Annotated in this window: 8 protein-coding genes; 4 read left to right on the forward strand and 4 right to left on the reverse strand. The window is 45.0% G+C overall.

Features of this window, described 5'->3' with window-relative positions:
• Nucleotides 1–283: 283 nt before the first annotated feature.
• From BKN38_RS00570 to BKN38_RS00585, 4 genes are all read left to right on the forward strand, one after another.
• Entirely contained in the window at nucleotides 284–2836 is a 2553-nt protein-coding gene (locus BKN38_RS00570) for an AAA family ATPase (protein ID WP_233712991.1), read from the forward strand.
• 217 nt (nucleotides 2837–3053) lie between these two features.
• Nucleotides 3054–4493, forward strand: a complete 1440-nt coding sequence (locus BKN38_RS00575) for a COG3400 family protein (RefSeq protein WP_066453272.1) — start codon at nucleotides 3054–3056, stop codon at nucleotides 4491–4493.
• 88 nt (nucleotides 4494–4581) lie between these two features.
• Nucleotides 4582–6156, forward strand: a complete 1575-nt coding sequence (locus BKN38_RS00580; protein ID WP_233712993.1) for a Do family serine endopeptidase — start codon at nucleotides 4582–4584, stop codon at nucleotides 6154–6156.
• A 113-nt stretch (nucleotides 6157–6269) separates the two neighbouring features.
• Complete coding sequence (locus BKN38_RS00585) at nucleotides 6270–7757, forward strand: hypothetical protein (RefSeq protein ID WP_066453274.1); 1488 nt, start codon at nucleotides 6270–6272, stop codon at nucleotides 7755–7757.
• 789 nt (nucleotides 7758–8546) lie between these two features.
• Here BKN38_RS00585 and fusA read toward each other — a convergent pair.
• The 4 genes from fusA to BKN38_RS00605 form a co-directional block, all read right to left on the reverse strand.
• On the reverse strand, nucleotides 8547–10625 hold the full coding sequence (fusA, locus tag BKN38_RS00590; RefSeq protein ID WP_070957642.1) for an elongation factor G: 2079 nt from the start codon (nucleotides 10623–10625) through the stop codon (nucleotides 8547–8549).
• Nucleotides 10626–10640: 15 nt separating this feature from the next.
• Complete coding sequence (rpsG, locus tag BKN38_RS00595; protein ID WP_066453281.1) at nucleotides 10641–11108, reverse strand: 30S ribosomal protein S7; 468 nt, start codon at nucleotides 11106–11108, stop codon at nucleotides 10641–10643.
• Nucleotides 11109–11126: 18 nt separating this feature from the next.
• Nucleotides 11127–11516 (reverse strand): 30S ribosomal protein S12, encoded by a 390-nt coding sequence (gene rpsL / locus BKN38_RS00600; protein ID WP_066453283.1) that lies wholly within the window; start codon nucleotides 11514–11516, stop codon nucleotides 11127–11129.
• A gap of 75 nt (nucleotides 11517–11591) precedes the next feature.
• Nucleotides 11592–20249, reverse strand: a complete 8658-nt coding sequence (locus BKN38_RS00605) for a DNA-directed RNA polymerase subunit beta/beta' (protein ID WP_066453286.1) — start codon at nucleotides 20247–20249, stop codon at nucleotides 11592–11594.
• Nucleotides 20250–20429 lie beyond the last annotated feature (180 nt).

The raw sequence follows: 20429 nt of genomic DNA on the forward strand, positions 1-20429 counted from the left end.
AAAATAAAGATTTTGAAAATTTTAAAAACAACCACTTTTTAGCATGGGTGGTTTGATTTTTTTGCCTTTTGGATACTTGAAAATTTTTCCAAAACCCCCCCCCCCCCCAATAACGACCATCCTGGATGACTGCCCTGCCCTCAAAACGCTCTTTTGTGATTAATTAAGTATGGCACAGCAATCCACAAATACGCATTAGACAAACAATGCCAGCAAAGCTTTTGCGTTATTTGTATTTTTCTTGCGGTTTTGGTATAATGCGCGCTCTCTTTTAAGGAAATCCATGCAATATCTCAAAGATTTTTTATCCCACCAAGACATCACCAAAACGCGCATTTACCCGCATCTCAAATGCAGCCAGCAAGAGGGGCTGATATTGCAGCTTATGGTGTGCCTGCTGCTTGAGGGCAGTAGCGAGGTGGGCGTGCTGGATGTGCTTAAAACTTGCTTTGGCGAGGATTTGGGCGACGAGGCGGATTCTTTGGATTTGGGCGCGGATTTTGCGGGGCTGGGGCGCAAAAGCGGGATATGGCAAAGTCTGCAAAATTTGCAGAATCCAAGTTTGCAAAATCCAAGTTCGCAAAATCCAAGTTCGCAAAATCAAAGCCCGCAAAATCAAGGCTTGCAAAACCAAAGTTTGCAAAACGCGCAAAATGACGCCGAGAATCCAAAAAATGCCAAAAATAGCGAGAATCCAAACGCCAAAAATCAAGACGATGAGAATCTAGGCGCCAAAAATCAAAATGATGAGAATCCAAAAAATGTCGCCACTAACGAGAATCCAAGCGCAAAAAATCAAAATGATAAGTATCCAAACAAAAACAAACATCAAGCCAAAGCAAATGCTAGCGATAGCGACGCTGGAAATGCGATTAACACCAGCGCAAATGACGCCAGCATAAACAGCGCAAACACCAGCGCAGATAACACAAATAGCGCTAGCGACACCAAAAAAGCAGATAAAAATAGCGCGGAGAATCTAACCGCCACTATCGCCAAATCCGCCAAAACTGATAAAACTGATAAAACTAGCAACGCTGGCAAAACCACCAAAACCGACGCGCTCACCGAGATTATCGAGTTTGGCGAGCCAAGCATATTGGCCAAATCTATGCTTGAGAAATCCGCCACAAAATCCAGAATCCAAACGCCTCAAACGCTCCAAGAATCCAAAACACTCCAAGAATCCCAAACGCCCCAAAAATCCCAAAGCCCAAAGCCAAACGCCATCCCGCAATGGCTGGCGCAAGAAGGGCAAAAGCAAATCGCGCTGGTAGAAAATATCACCCATATAAAATCGCTCCTAGATTCTGGTTGGCTCGCACTTAGCGATTTTTCGCGCATGAGTGATATGCTTGGCAGAGATATTACGACACTTGGGCTTTTGCAGATGGATGTTTGCCTCTCGCCTAGCTTTCACAAGCTGCTAGAGGATGGCGCGCTTAGCCTAGAGGCGCCTAGCGATGCACCATATACGGATCATCTGGAGTATCTGACTGACCAGTTTTCGCGCATAAGCCTGCTTAGCAAGCAGAGCCTAGATACCAAAGGCGCGCAAAACGCCAAAATCACCGCGCAAATAAAAGAGCTAGAATCGCGCATCACAAAGCGCGCCAGCAGCACCAAAAGCGAGATTCCAGCGCACAAAATCATAAAAGAGCATCATCTAAGCGCCAAAGAAGAGGTGATATTTTTCGCGCTGCTAAAAGAGGAGTATTATGGCGATGGATTCTACCGCGATATGAATAATCTAATCGCGCTCATCAGCCAAAACGAATACGACAAAATCAAAAACCGCGCGCTTTTGGATGAAAAATCGACGCTTGTAGAAAAGCAGCTGGTGGATTATGGTGAGGTGCTAAGCCCATTTGGTGGGATTGTGCGGACATTTTTCATCCCAGAAGAAGTGCTTCGCAAAATCATCAAACAGCCACCCAAAAAGCAGCAAAACAAAGTAAGCCTAGCTACTGCGCTTGAGGAGCAAGAGATTTTTGAGCTGATACAGCCAAAGACGAGTTTTGAAGACATTATCCTGCCAGAGCAGACGCAAGCGATGATAGAATCCATACTCAAGCAAGTGGATTCTCGCGTGATAGCGCGGCTCAAAGAATGGGGCATCCGCGACAAGCACAAAGGCGTGGAGGCGAAAATCTTGCTTTTTGGCGCGGCGGGCACTGGCAAAACGCTAAGCGCGCAAGGCATCGCCAAAGCGCTAAAAAAGCCGCTGCTTAGCTTTGACTGCTCCAAAATCTTATCGATGTATGTCGGAGAATCCGAAAAAAATGTGCGAAAGATTTTTGATGGCTACAAAGACATCGCCAAAAAAATAAAAAATGAGCCAGTGCTACTGCTAGATGAAGCCGATCAATTCCTAAGCACGCGCATAAATAGCTCAAGCGGTGCGGAAAAAATGCATAATCAAATGCAAAATATTTTTCTAGAGCAAATCGAGCGCTTTAATGGCGTGCTCATCGCGACTACCAATCTTGTGGAGACGATAGATTCTGCGTTTTCTAGGAGGTTTGATTACAAAATCGAGTTTAAGCGTCCAAATGCCGCGCAAAGGGAGCTTCTCTGGCTAAAATATCTGCCACAAAGCGCCACTTATGAGCCAAAGCTTGATATAAAAAAGCTTGCCAAAGAGCTTTCAAGCTTTGATCTAAGCGGTGCGCAAATCGCGCTAGTCATCAAAAATACCGCTTACAAAGTCGCGACACTTGGAAATCCGATATTTAAAAAAGAGGATTTTGTAAGTGCGATAAAGCGCGAGATGAGCGGGAATTTTGATGGGCAAAAAAGCGTGGGATTTGCCTTTGATACGCTAGAATCTAGCTAGGGTTGCGGTGGATTCTATGGATTGGATTCTAGTGTTTTTGTTTGCGGGCAGATTTTGCGGTGCTAGAATCTAGGGCGCGGATTTTGCAAGTGGATTCTGGCGCGCTAGAATCCTAGAATCTAAACGCGCTAGAATCTAAAGCGCAAAACCCCAGATTCTGCCTAGTCAGAATCTAAGCGCGGATTTACACATCTCTCACATATTTTAAGGAATAACATTGAAGCAAGTAGTTATTGTTTTGGATGGTGTTGTCGCTAAGCGATTTTTGGATTCTGTGCTGGAAAAATATTTTAGCAACAATCTCTACATTGTCATCGCCAAAGACACCGCAATGATTCCAGAGAAAATCCCAAGCGCGTTTAGCTTCTATAGCTTTGATCCCACTTCAGAGTTTCATGTCGAGCAGATGCTAAGCGAGCATCGGGGCAATGAGCTTAGCGATGTGTTTTTGATAATGGAGAATCCAAAAGAGCGCTGTGCTTCGTTTGAGATTTTTCGCAAGCTATGCAAAAACGCGCGCATCGTGACTTTTGCTAGCGGGTTTGATGAAAATAGCAAAGCGCGCAAAGACGAGCACGCGGTGTTTATCGATGATTCTAATGTCGTGGCGGGGCAGTTTATCTCAAGGCTGCCAAATGTGCCTATCATACCGCGCGGATTTGGGCTGGGGAAGGGCGAGATCATGGAGGTGGGCGTGCCTTCTGGGAGCGTGTTTGCTTATCGACATATCGGCTCTATTCAGCAGAAAAACTACAAAATTATCGGCGTTTATCGCAAAAATGAGTTTATTTTGGCTAATTTTAGCTTTGTCATACAGCCTCAAGATGTCGTGCTCGTAGCTGGCGAGCCAAAGACTCTAACAAGCGTGTATAAGCAGATAAAATCTGACATGGGGCAGTTCCCTTCGCCATTTGGGCGCGATATCTATGTGTATGTGGATATGCTGCTACAAAGCAAAGAAAATCTGCTTTCAGACATACAGCAGGCGATTTTTATGCATCATACTATCCGCTCGACGAAGCTTTTTGTACAGGTGCTAAACCCAAGCGATTTTGCGATCATTTATGCTATCAAGCAGATGTGCGAGCAGGATTCTAGCATCAGCCTAAATTTCAACTACCAGAATCTAAACTTCGCGCAAAGACTCACACTTGATAGCACCAAAAAGATAGGGCTTATCATCGTGGGTGCGGAGATTTTTTCAAGGCGTGCTAATCGCCGCGCGCTTTTTGACACCGCATCGCCGGTGCTAAAGACAGCTAGGCTAAAGCTCATGGATGCAAAAACGGGCATCGTCGTCGTAAATGAGGCGATGAGTGAGGGCGAAAACATCTCTAGCGTGATAATCGATGTCGCGATGCAGGCAAAAATGGATATACAAGTGTATGATTTTGACCCGGATGGGCATCATCAAGAGGCGATTATCAAGGATTATGAAGCGATAGGCAGAAGCTTCAAGCAAAAAATCCACATCATCAAATCCACGATAAAAAACCCTGTGTTTTACCTAAACGATCTAGACACGCCGATGCTGCATTTTCTGCCATTTGAAGCGTGTATCGTGCGCTCCAAATCACTAGCATTTTTCTCCACCAAACCAGAGCGCCTATCATTACTGCTAGACAAACACCCGCAAATGCTGATACCAATATCATAAGTTTTTGTAAATTGATTATTTAGATTCTGTGTTTATAATGCGCCTTTATTATCCAAAACACCCAGCCACCAAGCCACAAGGAGAATCTATGAAAAAATTTGACATAAAACCCCAAACAACATTCCAAACAAAATCCAACACGACATTAACCAGCACAACACTAAAAGGAGAATCCATGAAAAAATCTCAACCAGAATCCACAAAAAAATACGCTTTTGGCAAATTTATCTCCGCCGCGCTTGCGGGCGCATTTGCAGGCACATTGGCAAGCGCGTTTGCAATAAACTTGGCTAGCGCATACGCCATCCAAGAAGTCCCCTCCATCTCAAAGCGCGTAAATCCCATGACAGAAAACAACGCGGTATATTCTTATAACGATGTCATCCAAAACGCCACGCACGCCGTCGTAAATATCTCCACACAAAAAAAGATAACCAACCAAAACATAAACCCCATGTTTAACGACCCATTTTTCCAGCAGTTTTTTGGCGATATGTATAACCAAATCCCAAAAGACAGAATCGAGCGCTCTTTGGGAAGCGGCGTCATCGTCTCAAGCGATGGCTACATCATCACCAACGACCATGTGATAGATGGCGCGGACAAAATCATCGTAACCCTTCCAAACGACCCCACTGAATACACCGCCTCGCTTGTAGGCACAGACAAAGAGGGCGATATCGCTGTGATTCGTATCAACAAAACAAACCTGCCTTTTATCAAGTTTGCCGATAGCTCGGATGTGAAAATCGGCGATATTGTCTTTGCTATCGGGAATCCATTTGGCGTGGGCGAGAGCGTGACGCAGGGCATCGTATCTGCCACCAACAAAAACATACAAATAAACGCGTTTGAAAACTTCATCCAAACAGACGCCTCGATAAATCCGGGCAACTCTGGCGGTGCGCTTATAGATTCTCGTGGCGCACTCATAGGGATGAATACCGCCATCCTCTCGCGCTCTGGCGGGAATCATGGCATAGGCTTTGCGATACCTTCAAATATGGTGCGCGAAGTGGCTGATGCGCTGGTGAAAAGCGGCAAAATCCAGCGCGGCTATCTTGGTGTAGGCACACAAGACATCAGCCAAAATCTTCGCGGCAACTATGGCAATCACAAAGGCGCGGTGGTAGTAAATATCGATCCAAAATCGCCCGCCAAAGATGCGGGGCTTCTCGTGTGGGATCTAATCACTGCTGTAAATGGCAAACCTATCAAAAACTCCGCTGATTTACGCAATGCCATAGGAAGCCTGAAGCCTAAAGAAAAAGCAGCCCTTAGCGTGCTAAGAGATGGCAAAATCCAAGCCATCACCATAACGCTAGCCGAGCGCAAAGATCCAAACAACGAGCCTGTCAAAATCCCAGAATCTGGTGCAGAATCTAGCGCACTAAAAGGCATGCGCGTAGAGCCCATATCGCCACAAATCCGCCAGCGATACCAAATCCCAGATGACATACAAGGCGTCATCATCACCAATATCGCGGAAAACTCGCTAGCGCAAGAGGCGGGATTTGCGCAAGGTGATATCATCGCGCAGGTGGAGGACATCGAGATAAAAGACACTAGCGACTTCACGCGCGCGCTAAACAAATACAAAGACAAAAACAAGCGCTTTTTGGTGTATTCTAGCGAGGGGATAAAGACTATCGTGGCGAAATAGATTCTGGCGAAATTCTGGCGAGAATTTGGATTCTTGATTCTGGCTGGAATCTGGATGTAGATTCTGCTATTTTGCGATGCTAAAATGCCGATGAGAAAAGATTAAGGGGCGAAATGAAAAATTTGCGAGATTTGAAAGATTTGCAAGGTTTAAAAAAATTGCAAAGCCTGAAAGATGTTTTGCGTAAAATACGCGGGATGTTTATCATCATAGCATTTGGCTTTGGTGCGCCTTATGCGCTAGCGCAAGATTTGCCAAATGCCAAAAACACTGCAAACGCCAAAAGTGCTAAAAGTGCCACAAACGCCACAAACACAGCGCCCGCGCCAAAAAAGCCAGCTATAGGCGATAAGCCAATCACTGAAAAAGACTTTTTGGCACTGCTAAAAGATCTGCGCCAAAATAGCGGCGGCATAGATGATGATTTAGACGATGATGTGGATGATGACGATGCGGACGATGAAACCACAGATAAAAATTTGCAAGGCAAAGCCACCTTTGAAAACAGCCCGCAAGCGCGCGTGATAAATTTCATCAAAACCTACGAAAAGCACAATCTATCATTTCTCGATGATCTAGAATCTAGCGCGAACCTTGCTGGAGAAAAGGCATTTGTGAAGCGCTATAGGCAGTATTTGCGCTCGATTTTGCTAGCGGTGATTGCTGCTTTTAGTCAAGATGAGGCTGATACTAACAAAGCTTGGAGAGTTATGGAGGGTATTTCTGCTGATCAAGAGCGATTTGCAAGAAGTGTGGCTATTGATTCTAGCAAGGATTATGCGAGATTTTTTGATTTTGTAGCGACACTTCCTAAGTCGCGTTTTTGCGATGCTCCTAGCTGCGGGCATCCTACAGAGCTTTATATCCTCGCAAATGCATGGCAAGAGCTGCAAACGCCCAAAAACAAAGCGCGCCTCACAAGCATCGCAAGACATGGCACTGATGGCTATGCCAGCTATATGGTGATGACGCCAAGAACTCACGAGGACGCCAAAAGGAATATTTTTAGTAGTTTGCTTAAATCTGGGATTAGCGAGCAGCAGCTAGGTGAAATCGCGCGGTTTTTTGACTATACTGGCGAATATGATGAGTCCGATGATAGCGATGAGTCAGAATATAGTGAAACTCTTTTGGAAAAGCTAGCGTCTTATTGGGCGCGTGAGTATTTGACACAGCTATATAATGCCAAGATGATTTTGCATATCGAGGTCAAGCCCAATGATGCGAGTAAGATTGTGGCTAGCACTGATTATGATATCTGTGCGGATTCTACGAGCCTAAATAGTGCGACAAAAAAGCTTTGCGAAAAAGAGGTGGCAAAATCTATAGATAGCGATGATTTGCTGCCAAATGTCGGCTCGGGCGCAAGTGATATGGAGGATATAGATGACATGGATGATGAACGCGATATAAAAGAGGCGCAAAAGTTTTTTATCGCGGATAGGCAAAACTGCATAATCACTGGCTATGAGAGCAAAAATGGCGCGCTAATCCCCACCGCCACGCCCTCCTACACCAACAAATCCCCGCTATGCAAAGCCCTGCAAGAAAGCATCAAAAAGCAGATAAAATCCACCCCGCCTATAAAAATGCAAAAGTAAAATCATAAAGCGCAAAATGCTTTAAGAAAAAGCGCGCAAATTACCCCAGCCTTTTCTCAAGGCGCAACAAAAAAGCTTTGACAAAAAGCGCGACAAAGGCGCGATAAAACAGGCGGGCAAAAGGTGCGCGCAAAAGGCGCAATAACGCAGAATCTATTTTGTCAGAATCCAGTTTGCTAGAAGCTTCTTAGAATTTAGCTTGTTAAAATCCAACTCATATATGCAGAACAGATTCTGGTGCAGATTGCTACGCGCCTTTATCTTAAATATATGCAAAAAATCCCTACAGATTCTTGTGGATTACTAAAATTTTCGTCGTGCATGCTTTTGCTTTTAACTTTAGGGGGGGGGTTGGTTCTCGTGATGCGCCCATCGGGATAAATACCATCTATCCTCTCGCGCTCTGGCGGAAATCAGGGTATAGGCTTTGCAATGACCTTTAATGCCTTTATGAGGCTTGCTTTTTGTTGCGTTTAGATTTTATCTGATAAAATTTAATACTGTTTTTTATAAAAGCTGGACTCTGTGAGAAGGCTAAAATCCAAAAAGCTATTTGTTGTATTCCAATTCCATATTTGCAGATATAGAATCTGCGGATACCAAGATTACAACTTAGATTACAAATACCAAATTTGAATAATATGCGCTTTTGATGAAATTGCAGTGATGCCATATCTTGCATAATACAATGTCTGCACTAAACATGATTGGGTTTGAAAATAGCAAATCCAAATTTATTATTTAACAGCGATAAAACCTTTGGGCTCAAAAGAGAACCCAAAAATATATCTAGCCGTTGCGTTTATCCATGATTTCTTTGGCGATATTGCCGGGGACTTCGCCATAGTGGTCAAACTCCATGCTATATGTCCCGCGCCCTTGTGTAGCGGAGCGCAAGTCAGTAGAGTAGCCAAACATTTCTGCCAAAGGAACAAAGGCATTTACGATTTTTAGCCCCATGCGATCATCCATAGAGTTGATTTGTCCGCGTCTGCGGTTTAGGTCGCCTATCACATCGCCCATGTATTCTTCTGGGACTTCGACTTCTACTTTCATAAGCGGCTCAAGTAGCACTGCATTTGCCTTGCGACAAGCATCTTTAAACGCCATAGAACCAGCGATTTTAAACGCCATTTCGCTAGAATCCACCTCGTGGTAGGTTCCATCATAAAGCGTGACCTTGCAATCAACGACTGGATAGCCAGCAAGCACACCACTTTGCATAGCTTCTTGGATACCTTTATCAACGGCTGGGATGTATTCTTTGGGGATCACACCGCCGCTAATTTCATTGATAAACTCATATCCACTGCCGGGCTCTTTTGGCTCAAGCCTAATCTTTACATGCCCATATTGTCCGCGTCCGCCGGATTGTTTGGCGTATTTACATTCTTGCTCGACGCTGCCTCGTATAGTCTCTCTAAACGCAACTTGTGGCTGTCCTACAGAGGCTTCTACTTTAAACTCTCTTTTTAGGCGATCGACGATGATTTCTAGGTGAAGCTCGCCCATACCGCCGATAAGCGTTTGCCCGGTTTCTTCTTGTGTGCTTACGCGGAAGCTTGGATCTTCTTCTGCAAGCTTGCCAAGTGCGACTGCCATTTTTTCTTGATCGGCTTTTGTCTTTGGCTCAACAGCGATATGAATAACCGGCTCTGGGAACTCCATGCGCTCTAGAATCACAGGCGTTTTCTCGCCACAAAGCGTATCACCTGTAAGCGTGTCTTTTAGCCCTACAAACGCGCAAATCTCGCCAGCATAAACTTCTTTGATATCTTCGCGTTTATTGGAGTGCATTTTTAGCAATCTACCCACGCGCTCTTTTTTGCCTTTGGTAGAGTTTAGCACATAGCTTCCAGATTCTAGCATACCGCGATACACGCGCACAAATGTCAGCTGCCCTACAAATGGGTCAGTCATGATTTTAAACGCTAGCCCTGCAAAGTCGCCATTATCGCTAGATTCTACATGGATTTCTTCTTCAGTTTTTGGGTCTATGCCCTTGATATCAGTAACTTCTGTAGGCGCAGGCAAGAAATCTACCACCGCATCTAGCAGCGTTTGCACGCCCTTGTTTTTGAAGCTAGAGCCACAAAGCATAGGGATAAGGCTCATATTGTGGCAGCCTATTTTGATGCCTTTTTTGATTTCTTCGACACTTAGCTCTTCGCCGCCAAGATATTTTTCCATCAATGCTTCATCTTGCTCGGCAGCAGATTCTACAAGCTTTTCGCGATATTCTTTGGCTTTGTCTTGCAACTCTGCTGGAATCTCTTCGATATCGTATTTTGCGCCCATAGTCTCATCATTCCAAACGATTGCTTTCATTTGGATGAGATCGATTACGCCTTTGAAAGTATCTTCTGCGCCGATAGGCAGATTGATAGGCACTGGATTTGCCTTGAGGCGCTCTTTGATTTGTGTTTCTACATTGTAGAAGTTTGCGCCGATTCTATCCATTTTATTGACAAAAACCATGCGAGGCACACCATATTTGTTTGCTTGTCGCCAAACGGTTTCACTCTGTGGCTGCACGCCACCCACCGAGCAAAATACCGCTACAGCGCCATCAAGCACGCGCATAGAGCGCTCTACTTCGATAGTAAAATCCACATGCCCGGGGGTGTCGATGAGGTTTATCTGATAGTCTTTCCAAAAGCATGTAGTCGCCGCAGAAGTGATGGTGATACCGCGCTCTTTTTCTTGCTCCATCCAGTCCATCGTAGCCGCGCCATCATGCACCTCGCCGATTTTGTGGCTAACACCGGTATAAAACAATATGCGCTCGGATGTGGTTGTTTTCCCAGCGTCGATGTGCGCGGCGATTCCTATATTTCTAATCTTTTCTAAAGGGGTTTTTCTTGCCATACAATATCCTTAATATTACCAGCGATAATGCGCGAATGCTTTGTTTGCCTCTGCCATTTTATGCACATCTTCTTTTTTCTTAAATGCCGCGCCTTTGTCGCTTGCAGCATCCATGAGTTCATTTGCAAGGCGATCTACCATAGTGCGCTCATTTCTCTTTCTCGTAGCTTCTAGAATCCAGCGTATGGAGAGTGATTGCTGGCGCACCGTGCGCACTTCTACAGGCACTTGATAAGTAGCGCCCCCTACCCTTCGGCTACGCACTTCTACTAGTGGTTTTACGCGATCAAGTGCTTTTGTAAATACTTCGATGCCTTTCTCACCGCTTTTTTCTTCGATTTTGTCAAAGGCTGCGTAGATGATTTTTTCAGCTACGCTTTTTTTGCCATCATACATCATTTTGTTGATAAACTTGGTTACGACTTTGTTGTCATATATGGGATCGCCTAGAATCTCCCTGCTTGGCGCTTTTCTTCTTCTCATTTATTGTCTCCTTTGTGCTTATTTCTTATCGCCACCAGCTTTGGCTTTTTTCGCTCCGTATTTACTTCTAGACACGCTTCGTTTGGCTACACCAGCAGTATCTAGCGCACCGCGCACGATGTGGTATTTCACACCCGGCAAGTCTTTTACACGCCCGCCGCGCACAAGCACGATAGAGTGCTCTTGGAGGTTGTGCCCTTCGCCCGGGATATAGCTGATGACTTCAAACTTGCTTGTCAAGCGCACTTTGGCTACTTTTCTTAGCGCGGAGTTTGGCTTTTTGGGCGTTGTGGTATAAACGCGTGTGCAAACGCCTCTTCTTTGGGGGCATTCTACTAGTGCTGGGGACTTAGTTTTTTTGATGACTTTCTTTCGCTCTTTGCGAATTAGCTGATTGATTGTTGGCAATGTTTTTCCTTATTTAGAGTTGAGATTAAACGCGCGATTTTACACTATTTAATCTTTTGTTTCTCTTAGATTCTGCTAAGAATCTAAGTCCTTAGGCTTGATGATGAAGTTTTTACCCTTGTATAGCCCTGTGCCCACTGGTATCATACGACCTAGCACGACATTTTCTTTCAAGTCTTCCAAGAAGTCCTTTTTAGCCGCGATGCTGGCTTCGGTTAGGACTTTGGTAGTCTCTTGGAAAGAAGCAGCAGATATGATAGAATCGCTGCTAATAGCCGCCCTCGTGATACCTAGCAATGCCAATTCTGCTATAGCTGGCTCGCCTCCAAGTCGCAAGATGCGCTCATTTTCCTCTCTAAAATGTCGCTTGCTGACTAGATCATTTTCGATAAATCTAGTATTGCCCGGATCAATGATTCGCACTTGTCTTAGCATCTGTGAGACAATGACTTCGATATGCTTATCAGCGATATTTACGCCCTGTCCGCGATATACTTGCTGCACTTCATTTACGATGAAATGCAAGAGTGCCTTCTCGCCACCTATACGCAAGATGTCATGGCTAGAAGTGACGCCATCAGTCAGCGCCTCGATAGCATGGACAAACTCGCCTTCATGCACCAGAATCCTCTTGCCTTTGTCGATGAGATATTCTCGCTCTTTGCCATCTAGCGCTCTTACGATGATGCGCTCTTTGTTACGCACTTGCTTGCCAAATGACACATACCCATCAATCTCTGACAATATCGCAGAATCTTTGGGCTTCCTTGCTTCAAATAGCTCGGATACGCGCGGCAAACCACCGGTGATATCGCGCGATTTGATAGTCGCTTTTGGCGTTTTGGCAAGCTCATCAGCGCGAGAAACCTTCGCCCCTTCTACCACGCCTAGCGATATGGTGGTATTTGGCTCAAGGATATAGCGTCTTGTTTCTTCATCATTTTTGACGATGATGCTTGGCTTGTATCCAGCAGGGATATAGTCATTTATCTTTAAGCGCTTTTTGTGATCGATATTATCTTCTTGCTCTGAAGCAGTGATTCCATGCACGATATCTTCAAAAGACACTTCGCCATCTATGTCGCTTATGGTTATGGTATTGTAAGAATCCCACTTAGCGATGACATTGGCAGAATCTTTTGCTGGCTCCGCTATCATCGTTTTTGCATCCACTTCGCTATTATCAGATACTAGAATCCTAGAATCTCTGGCGATATAGTGCCTTGTCGCTTCTCTGTCGTTTTTGTCAGCGATTACTGCAAAAATACCCTTTTCTTTGACGATATCGCCCGCTTTGAAATCATGCACGCGCTCGAGATGATCGCCCTCTAGCAGATAGTATTTCACGATACCATCTTCTTTGGATATGATTTTTTGGCAAATCGGCGCATTATCCTGCGCAATGATTTCGCTAGCATAAGGGATTCTGTTTGGTATATTCCAGCCATCTTTTACGATATCTACGATACTGCCGCCTTTTGCTACTTTGTATCCCGTTTCATGCGCGATATAAAGCTTGCCTTCAAGCCTTCCGCTGACACCCGCTAGCTCATTTTGCTTAGCCACATCGCTTTTGCGCACGGTGTATTTTTTCTCTTGCTTGCTATTTTTTACAATGATGTTTATCTCATCATGCGCTGTTTCTATATGTAACTCGCCATCAAATGGCGCTTTGATTTTAGGCTCTACGACTAGCACAGCGGCATTTCTGCGATTTACTACGATATTTTTACCTTCTTTGTTTTTGTAGGTTTGGATATTGTAGTATCGTATGAAGCCCTCTTTTTCTGCGCGGATTTCATTCTCTTCTTGTGTGCTGCTCGCTGTCCCACCCACATGGAATGTGCGCAGTGTAAGCTGTGTGCCGGGCTCGCCGATACTTTGCGCTGCTATCACACCCACCGCTTCGCCCGGATGCACCATTTTGCCCTCACCCAGATTTATTCCATAACACTTAGCACACACGCCTTTTGGTGCTTTACATGTTACGGAGTTGCGGATGGTTACGGATTTTACATTGGCTTCTACGATGCGTTTGGCCGCTTTTTCATCGATTAGCGTTTCAGCGCTAAATAGCACTTCATTGCTAATAGGATCGATCACATCTGCTGCTAGCACGCGCCCAAATACGCGCTCCTCTAGTGATTCTAGCAATTCAGAGCCATCGATGATATCGCTAATCTCAAAGCCCTCATGCGTGCCACAATCCTCCATAGAGATTTTGACATTTTGGCTGACATCGATAAGCTTTCTTGTGAGATACCCAGCATTTGCTGTTTTTAGCGCGGTATCTGCTAGCCCTTTTCTCGCTCCATGCGTAGAGTTAAAATACTCTAGGACATTTAGCCCTTCTTTGAAGTTAGAAACGATTGGCGTCTCGATGATCGTGCCATCTGGTTTTGCCATAAGCCCGCGCATAGCAGAAAGCTGGCGGATCTGTGCGGCACTACCTCTAGCACCAGAATCTGCCATCATATAGATAGAGTTAAATCCATCTTTATCTTTGGCGACGATTGCTGCCATTTGATCGCCAAGCTTCTTGCTAGCTTTGGTCCATTCGTTGATGATTTGGTTGTAGCGTTCAGATTCTGTGATCTCGCCCGCATCAAAGACTCTTTGCACCTTTTGCACTTCTTCTCTGGCTTCTGCGATGATTTTGTCTTTGTCCTCTGGGATGATGATGTCTGCGGCAGATATAGAGATACCCGCTTTTGTCGCATACATAAATCCTAGATTTTTGAGATTATCAAGGAATGCCGCTGTTGTGCCGATGCCCGCTTCTTTATACACATAGTCAATAAGCGTGCCGATGTCTTTTTTCTTCAGAATCTTATTCCACAAATCTGTAGGGACAAAATCCGGCAGAATCGAGCGCAAAATCATCCTGCCAACGGTTGTGGTGATAGGGTAGCGATCGATGACGGTTTGGATTTTGGCATTTATATCAAGCTCGCCCGCTTCGATGGCTATCATGATTTGGTTGATATCGCCAAATGATTTATGCTCGCCTTTGACGCCCTTTTTCTCTAATGATAGATAATAAAGCCCCAAAACCATATCTTGGCTAGGCACCGCCACCGCTTTACCGCTAGCTGGCAGCAAGATATTCATAGAGCTTAGTATAAGCACTTTGCACTCTGTGATTGCCTCTTGGCTTAGTGGCACATGCACTGCCATTTGGTCGCCATCAAAGTCCGCGTTAAACGCCGAGCACACTAGCGGGTGTAGCTGGATAGCCTTGCCATCGATTAGCTTTGGATGGAAGGCTTGGATGGATTGCTTATGCAGCGTTGGCGCGCGGTTTAGTAGCACCGGATAGCCCTCTACTATATCTTGCAAGCATTCCCAAACTTCATTGGTTTTTTGCTCTATCATTTTTTTGGCTTGTTTTAGCGTGCTAGCAAAGCCCTTCTCCTCTAGGCGCGCAAGCAAATGCGGCTTAAAGAGCTCGAGTGCCATATTTTTTGGCAAGCCACATTGATCCATGCGTAGATTTGGCCCCACGACAATAACACTTCGTCCGGAGAAATCCACGCGCTTACCAAGTAGATTCTGGCGGAATCGCCCTTGCTTGCCTTTGATGATTTCAGACAAGGATTTGAGCGGGCGTTTGTTTGCGCCTTTTACAGCGTTTGCATTTCTGCCATTATCAAAGAGCGCATCTACTGCTTCTTGAAGCATGCGTTTTTCGTTGCGCACGATGATTTCTGGTGCATCAAGCTCTAGCAGGCGTTTTAGGCGCTGGTTGCGATTGATGACGCGACGATACAAATCATTCACATCACTCACCGCAAACTTACCACCATCAAGCGCTACCAATGGACGCAAATCTGGCGGAAGCACTGGAAGCACGGTTAGCATCATCCATTCTGGGCGATTGCCAGAATTTATGAAGCTCTCAACGACTTTTAGGCGTTTTACGATGCTTTTTTTCTTGGCATCAGAGCTTGTATTTTTCAAATCCTCGCGCAATGACACTAGCAAAGGCGCTAGATCGATTTGCTCTAGCAGCTCTTTCACTGCTTCGCCACCCATTTGCGCCACAAATCCCTTATCACCAAAGCGCTGATAGATGTTTTGGTATTGCTCTTCATTGAGGATGTCATATTTCATCACCGGCTTTGTGGATTCATTGTCATAGAATGCCTCGCCCGGCTCTTTTACGATATATGCCTCATAATAAAGCACGCGCTCCAAATCCTTCATCTTCACGCCTAGCAATGTGCCTATGCGGCTAGGAAGCGAGCTAACATACCAAATATGCGCTACTGGTGTGACTAGCTCGATATGCCCCATTCTTGAGCGGCGCACTTTGGAAGTGGTGACTTCTACGCCACATTTTTCACACACCATGCCTTTGTAGCGTGGTTTTTTGTATTTTCCACAAGCACATTCATAGTCTCTAACCGGTCCAAAAATCTTGGTGCAGAAAAGCCCATCGCGCTCTGGTTTTAGCGTGCGATAGTTTATTGTCTCTGGTTTTTTGATCTCACCGCGGCTCCATGAGCGGATTCTCTCTGGACTTGCTAGCACTAGCTGGAATGAGTTGAAATCTTTGGGGCGATTGTCCTCTTTGATTTCAAGCGGTTTTGGATTCCCATCTTCATCCAGCGAGCCATCAAACACATTCACATCAAGTGCTAGTGATTGAAGCTCTTTGGTAAGGACATAAAAAGTCTCTGGAATCTCGGATTCTCCTACCGGCTCGCCTTTGGTGATAGAGCGGTATGCGTTTTCACGCCCGATGATATCATCAGATTTTAGCGTCAGCATTTCTTTTAGCGTATGCGCCGCACCATAGGCTTCTAGCGCCCACACTTCCATTTCACCAAATCTTTGCCCGCCAAATAGCGCCTTTCCGCCCACAGGTTGCTGTGTCACGAGGCTGTAAGGACCAGTCGATCTGGCATGCACTTTTTCATCGACAAGGTGGTGTAGCTTTAGCATATACATATAGCCCACATTTACCTTCTCGCGGATTTTTTCGCCGGTCTTGCCATCATAGAGCACCACCTTGCCATCCATATCGATTTTGGCTTCTTCAAAGAGCTTGTTAAATTTCTCTTGCGAGATGCCTTCAAAAACAGGGATAGCAAATTTTACGCCATTGCTCCAATCTTTTGCATAGCTTAGCAGCTCTTCATCTTTGCATTTTTTGATGAAATCTACCATAGCAGAATCATTGTCATTGGTGATTTCTGCGATTTTTATCATCTTTTCGCGCAATGTTTTGATAAAGCCTGTTTTTTGCTCCTCTAGTATGCTAGCTAGCTGTTCGCCTAGTCGCTTGCCAACAAGCCCTAGATGCACCTCCAGAATCTGCCCGATATTCATACGACTTGGCACACCAAGCGGGTTTAGCACGATATCTACTGGCGTGCCATCTGCGGTATATGGCATATCTACTGCTGGGACGATATTACTTACGATGCCTTTGTTTCCATGTCGCCCAGCCATTTTGTCGCCGACTTTTAGCTTGCGCTTAGTAGCGATGTAGATTTTTACTTGCTTCACAACGCCACTTGGCAATATATCATCTTTTTCTAGGATAGATAGCTTTTCTTCATGCTCTTCGCCAAGCGTCTTTTTTTGCTCTAGGAAGTTTGTTTTGATTTTTTCATATTTTCCTTGCACTGCTTTTGAGTAGCTTTTGATAAGCGTATTTAGCGCAAAGCGGCTGATTTTTGAAATCTCGCTTTTTGGGATTTTCGCGCCTTTTTTGTATTTTTTATCATTCACCACTGCATCTGCGCTAAGCTCTTCTTTGGATAGCATAAGCCCCACGCGCAAAAGCTCCTCTCTATTTAGCATTGTCAAGCGATCGTGATGCTCGATATCAAGGATAGATTTTTCTTGCTCGTATGCACTAATCGCGCGCGCGTCTTTCTCATGTCCTTTTTTGGTAAAGATTTTTACATCAATAACCGTTCCTTCTAGTGAAGGCGGGCAATAGAGGGATTTATTCACCACATGCCCGGCTTTTTCGCCAAATATCGCGCGCAGTAGTCTTTCTTCTGGGCTAGGTTTTACCTCGCCTTTTGGCGTGACTTTTCCTACTAGAATCATACCCGCTGTGGCATAGGTCCCGATTTTTACGATACCGCTTTCATCAAGGTGTGCTACATCATCTTCATGCACGCCGGGGATATCAGCGGTGATTTCTTCGGTGCCATGTTTTAATTCTCTTGCTTCGATTTCTTTCTCATAGATATGCACAGAAGTGAAGGCATCTTCTTTGATAAGTCGCTCGCTCACCACGATCGCATCCTCGAAGTTATAGCCATTCCAAGGCATAAACGCCACGCGAATATTTTTGCCAAGTGCGAGCTCGCCCATATCCATACTTGCGCCATCAACGATGATTTGCCCTGCTTCTACCACATCGCCTTGCTTTACGATAGGGCGTTGCGCGAAACTTGTGTTTTGGTTGGTGCGGAAATTTTTCTGCAATGAGTAGCCATCGATATACGCACCACTTTCATCTTCGCCTAGGATGTAGATATTTTTAGAATCCACTTTTTCGACTACGCCGCCTCTAGTGGCTTTTGTAGCACCCCAAGAATCGCGCGCGATGATTTGCTCGATACCAGTTCCTACGATTGGCGCATCTGGGTTTAGCAATGGCACCGCTTGGCGCTGCATGTTTGAGCCCATAAGTGCGCGGTTGGCATCATCATGCTCCAAAAATGGTATAAGAGAAGCCGCCACACCCACAAGCATGCGCGGGCTCAAGTCGATAAGCTCAACTTCTTCGGATTTTTTGAGCGTGATTTCACCGCCGCATCTTGTCTCGATTAGATTCTCGACTATTTTGTTGTTGGCATCAAGCTTGGTGCTAGCGGGCGCTATCACTTTGCCATCTTCTTGTGTGGCGGTGAGATACACTACTTCATCAGTCACTTTCCCATCAACCACTTTGCGATAAGGCGCCTCGATGAAGCCTAGATCATTTACTAGTGTAAATGTCGCTATGGTATTGATAAGCCCGATGTTTTGCCCTTCTGGCGTCTCGATAGGACAGATTCTGCCATAATGCGTAGGATGCACATCGCGCGCTTCAAATCCCACGCGCTCTTTGACTAGTCCGCCTTCACCTAGCGCAGATAGGCGGCGTTTGTGCGTGATCTCTGAAAGTGGGTTTGTCTGATCCATAAACTGCGAAAGCTGTCCGCCGGTGAAAAACTCCATGATAGTGCTTGTTATCATTTTGGCATTAATCAAATCATGCGGCATTATCGTATCAAGGTTGCTACTTATGGTGGTTAGCTTGTCTTTGATAGCCTTTTGCATTTTGACTAGCCCAGCGTGCAATTCATTTGCCAAAAGCTCGCCGATAGCGCGGATTCTGCGGTTTCCTAGATTGTCCCTATCATCGATTCTGCCATCGCCATTTTTGACTTTCATAAGATATCTTGTAGTCTCGATGATATCTTCATGTGTAAGCACGGTGACATAATTTGGCACATGCAAGCCTAGCTTATGATTCATTTTCATACGCCCCACGCGTGTTAGGTCATAGGATTCTGCATCAAAGAAGAGTCTTTTTACAAATTGCTTCGCCACTTCTTTGGTGACTGGCTCGCCCGGGCGCATTACTTTGTAGATTCTAATAGCCGCCAAGTCATTTTCATCATCGATTTTTTCTGTCTGCTTGAGTAGTTTCAAGGATTCTGTCTCGGCGATAAATGAATTGATGATAGAAGTATCTAGTCCGCTTGCTAGGTCATTTACCACGACTATTTCTTTGATTTTTAGCTCGCTTAGCTTTTTGAGTTTGGATTCATCAAGCTGCGTTAGCGTATCAAAGATGACTTCGCCGCTTTTTTTGTCGATGATAGGATCAAACAAATATCGGCTAGCAAGCATATCCGCAGGATATTCCACCCACTCAAGTCCGCCTTCTTTGAGTTCTTTGGCTTTTTTGGAGCTTAGGCGTTTGCCAGATGCGACTATGAGCTCGCCACTAGCATTTTTGATATCAAAATCCACCCTGCCCTCAAACATCGCTGGGTCAAATTCTACGAGGAATTTGTCTTTCTCGATTTTGATTTTCAAAGGCGGGTAGAACATTTTCAAAATATCCATTTTGCTATAGCCCAAAGCGCGGAAGAATATCGTCGCGGGCACTTTTCTGCGTTTGTTTATACGCACATATAGCGTGTCTTTGGAATCATACTCAAAATACAGCCATGAGCCACGATCGGGGATAATCTGCCCCATATATGTGAGTTTGTTTGCTGTGGTAGCGGACTCATCTTGCTTGAAAATGACGCCCGGGCTTCTATGCAGCTGATTTACCACCACGCGCTCTACGCCATTGATGATAAAGCTTGTGCGATCTGTCATCAGTGGAATCTCGCGGATAAAAATGCTTTGTTCTTTTATGTCTTTTGGTGTGAGTTTATCGCCTTTTTCGTCTTTTTCCCATTGGATAAGTTGGACTTTGATTTTTAGCGGTATCGCATAGGTGATGCCACGCTCCATAGCCTCTCTGATAGTGTATTTTGGCTTGCCATACTCGCAGCCTGCATACTCTAGCGTGATGCGGTTTTGCACATCTTGGATAGGGAAAATGGATTTAAAAACTTTTTCTATCCCGCTTTCTTTGCCATCCTTTGCATACAAAAAAGAATCATAGCTGTCTCGTTGCAAGAGAAGAAGGTTTGGGACTTCTAAACCTTGTTGCTGTGAAAAATCTATACGAAGTCTATTTTTGATTTCTTTTTTTGACATTTGTGAATCCTTAAGAAAAAGAAGATAGTTGAGCTTAAACACCCATGAGATTCCAGAATCTAACGCAATATTCTACAATCTCATAGGGTCTATAATCTCACAAAGTGCTATAAATGCGAATAGCCCAAATATAGAAAAGCTATATTTGGGCGACTACAAAAGGGCTTTTGATAAGCAAGG

It is taken from the genome of Helicobacter sp. CLO-3 (assembly GCF_001854545.1).
In the GTDB taxonomy this organism is placed as follows: domain Bacteria; phylum Campylobacterota; class Campylobacteria; order Campylobacterales; family Helicobacteraceae; genus Helicobacter_B.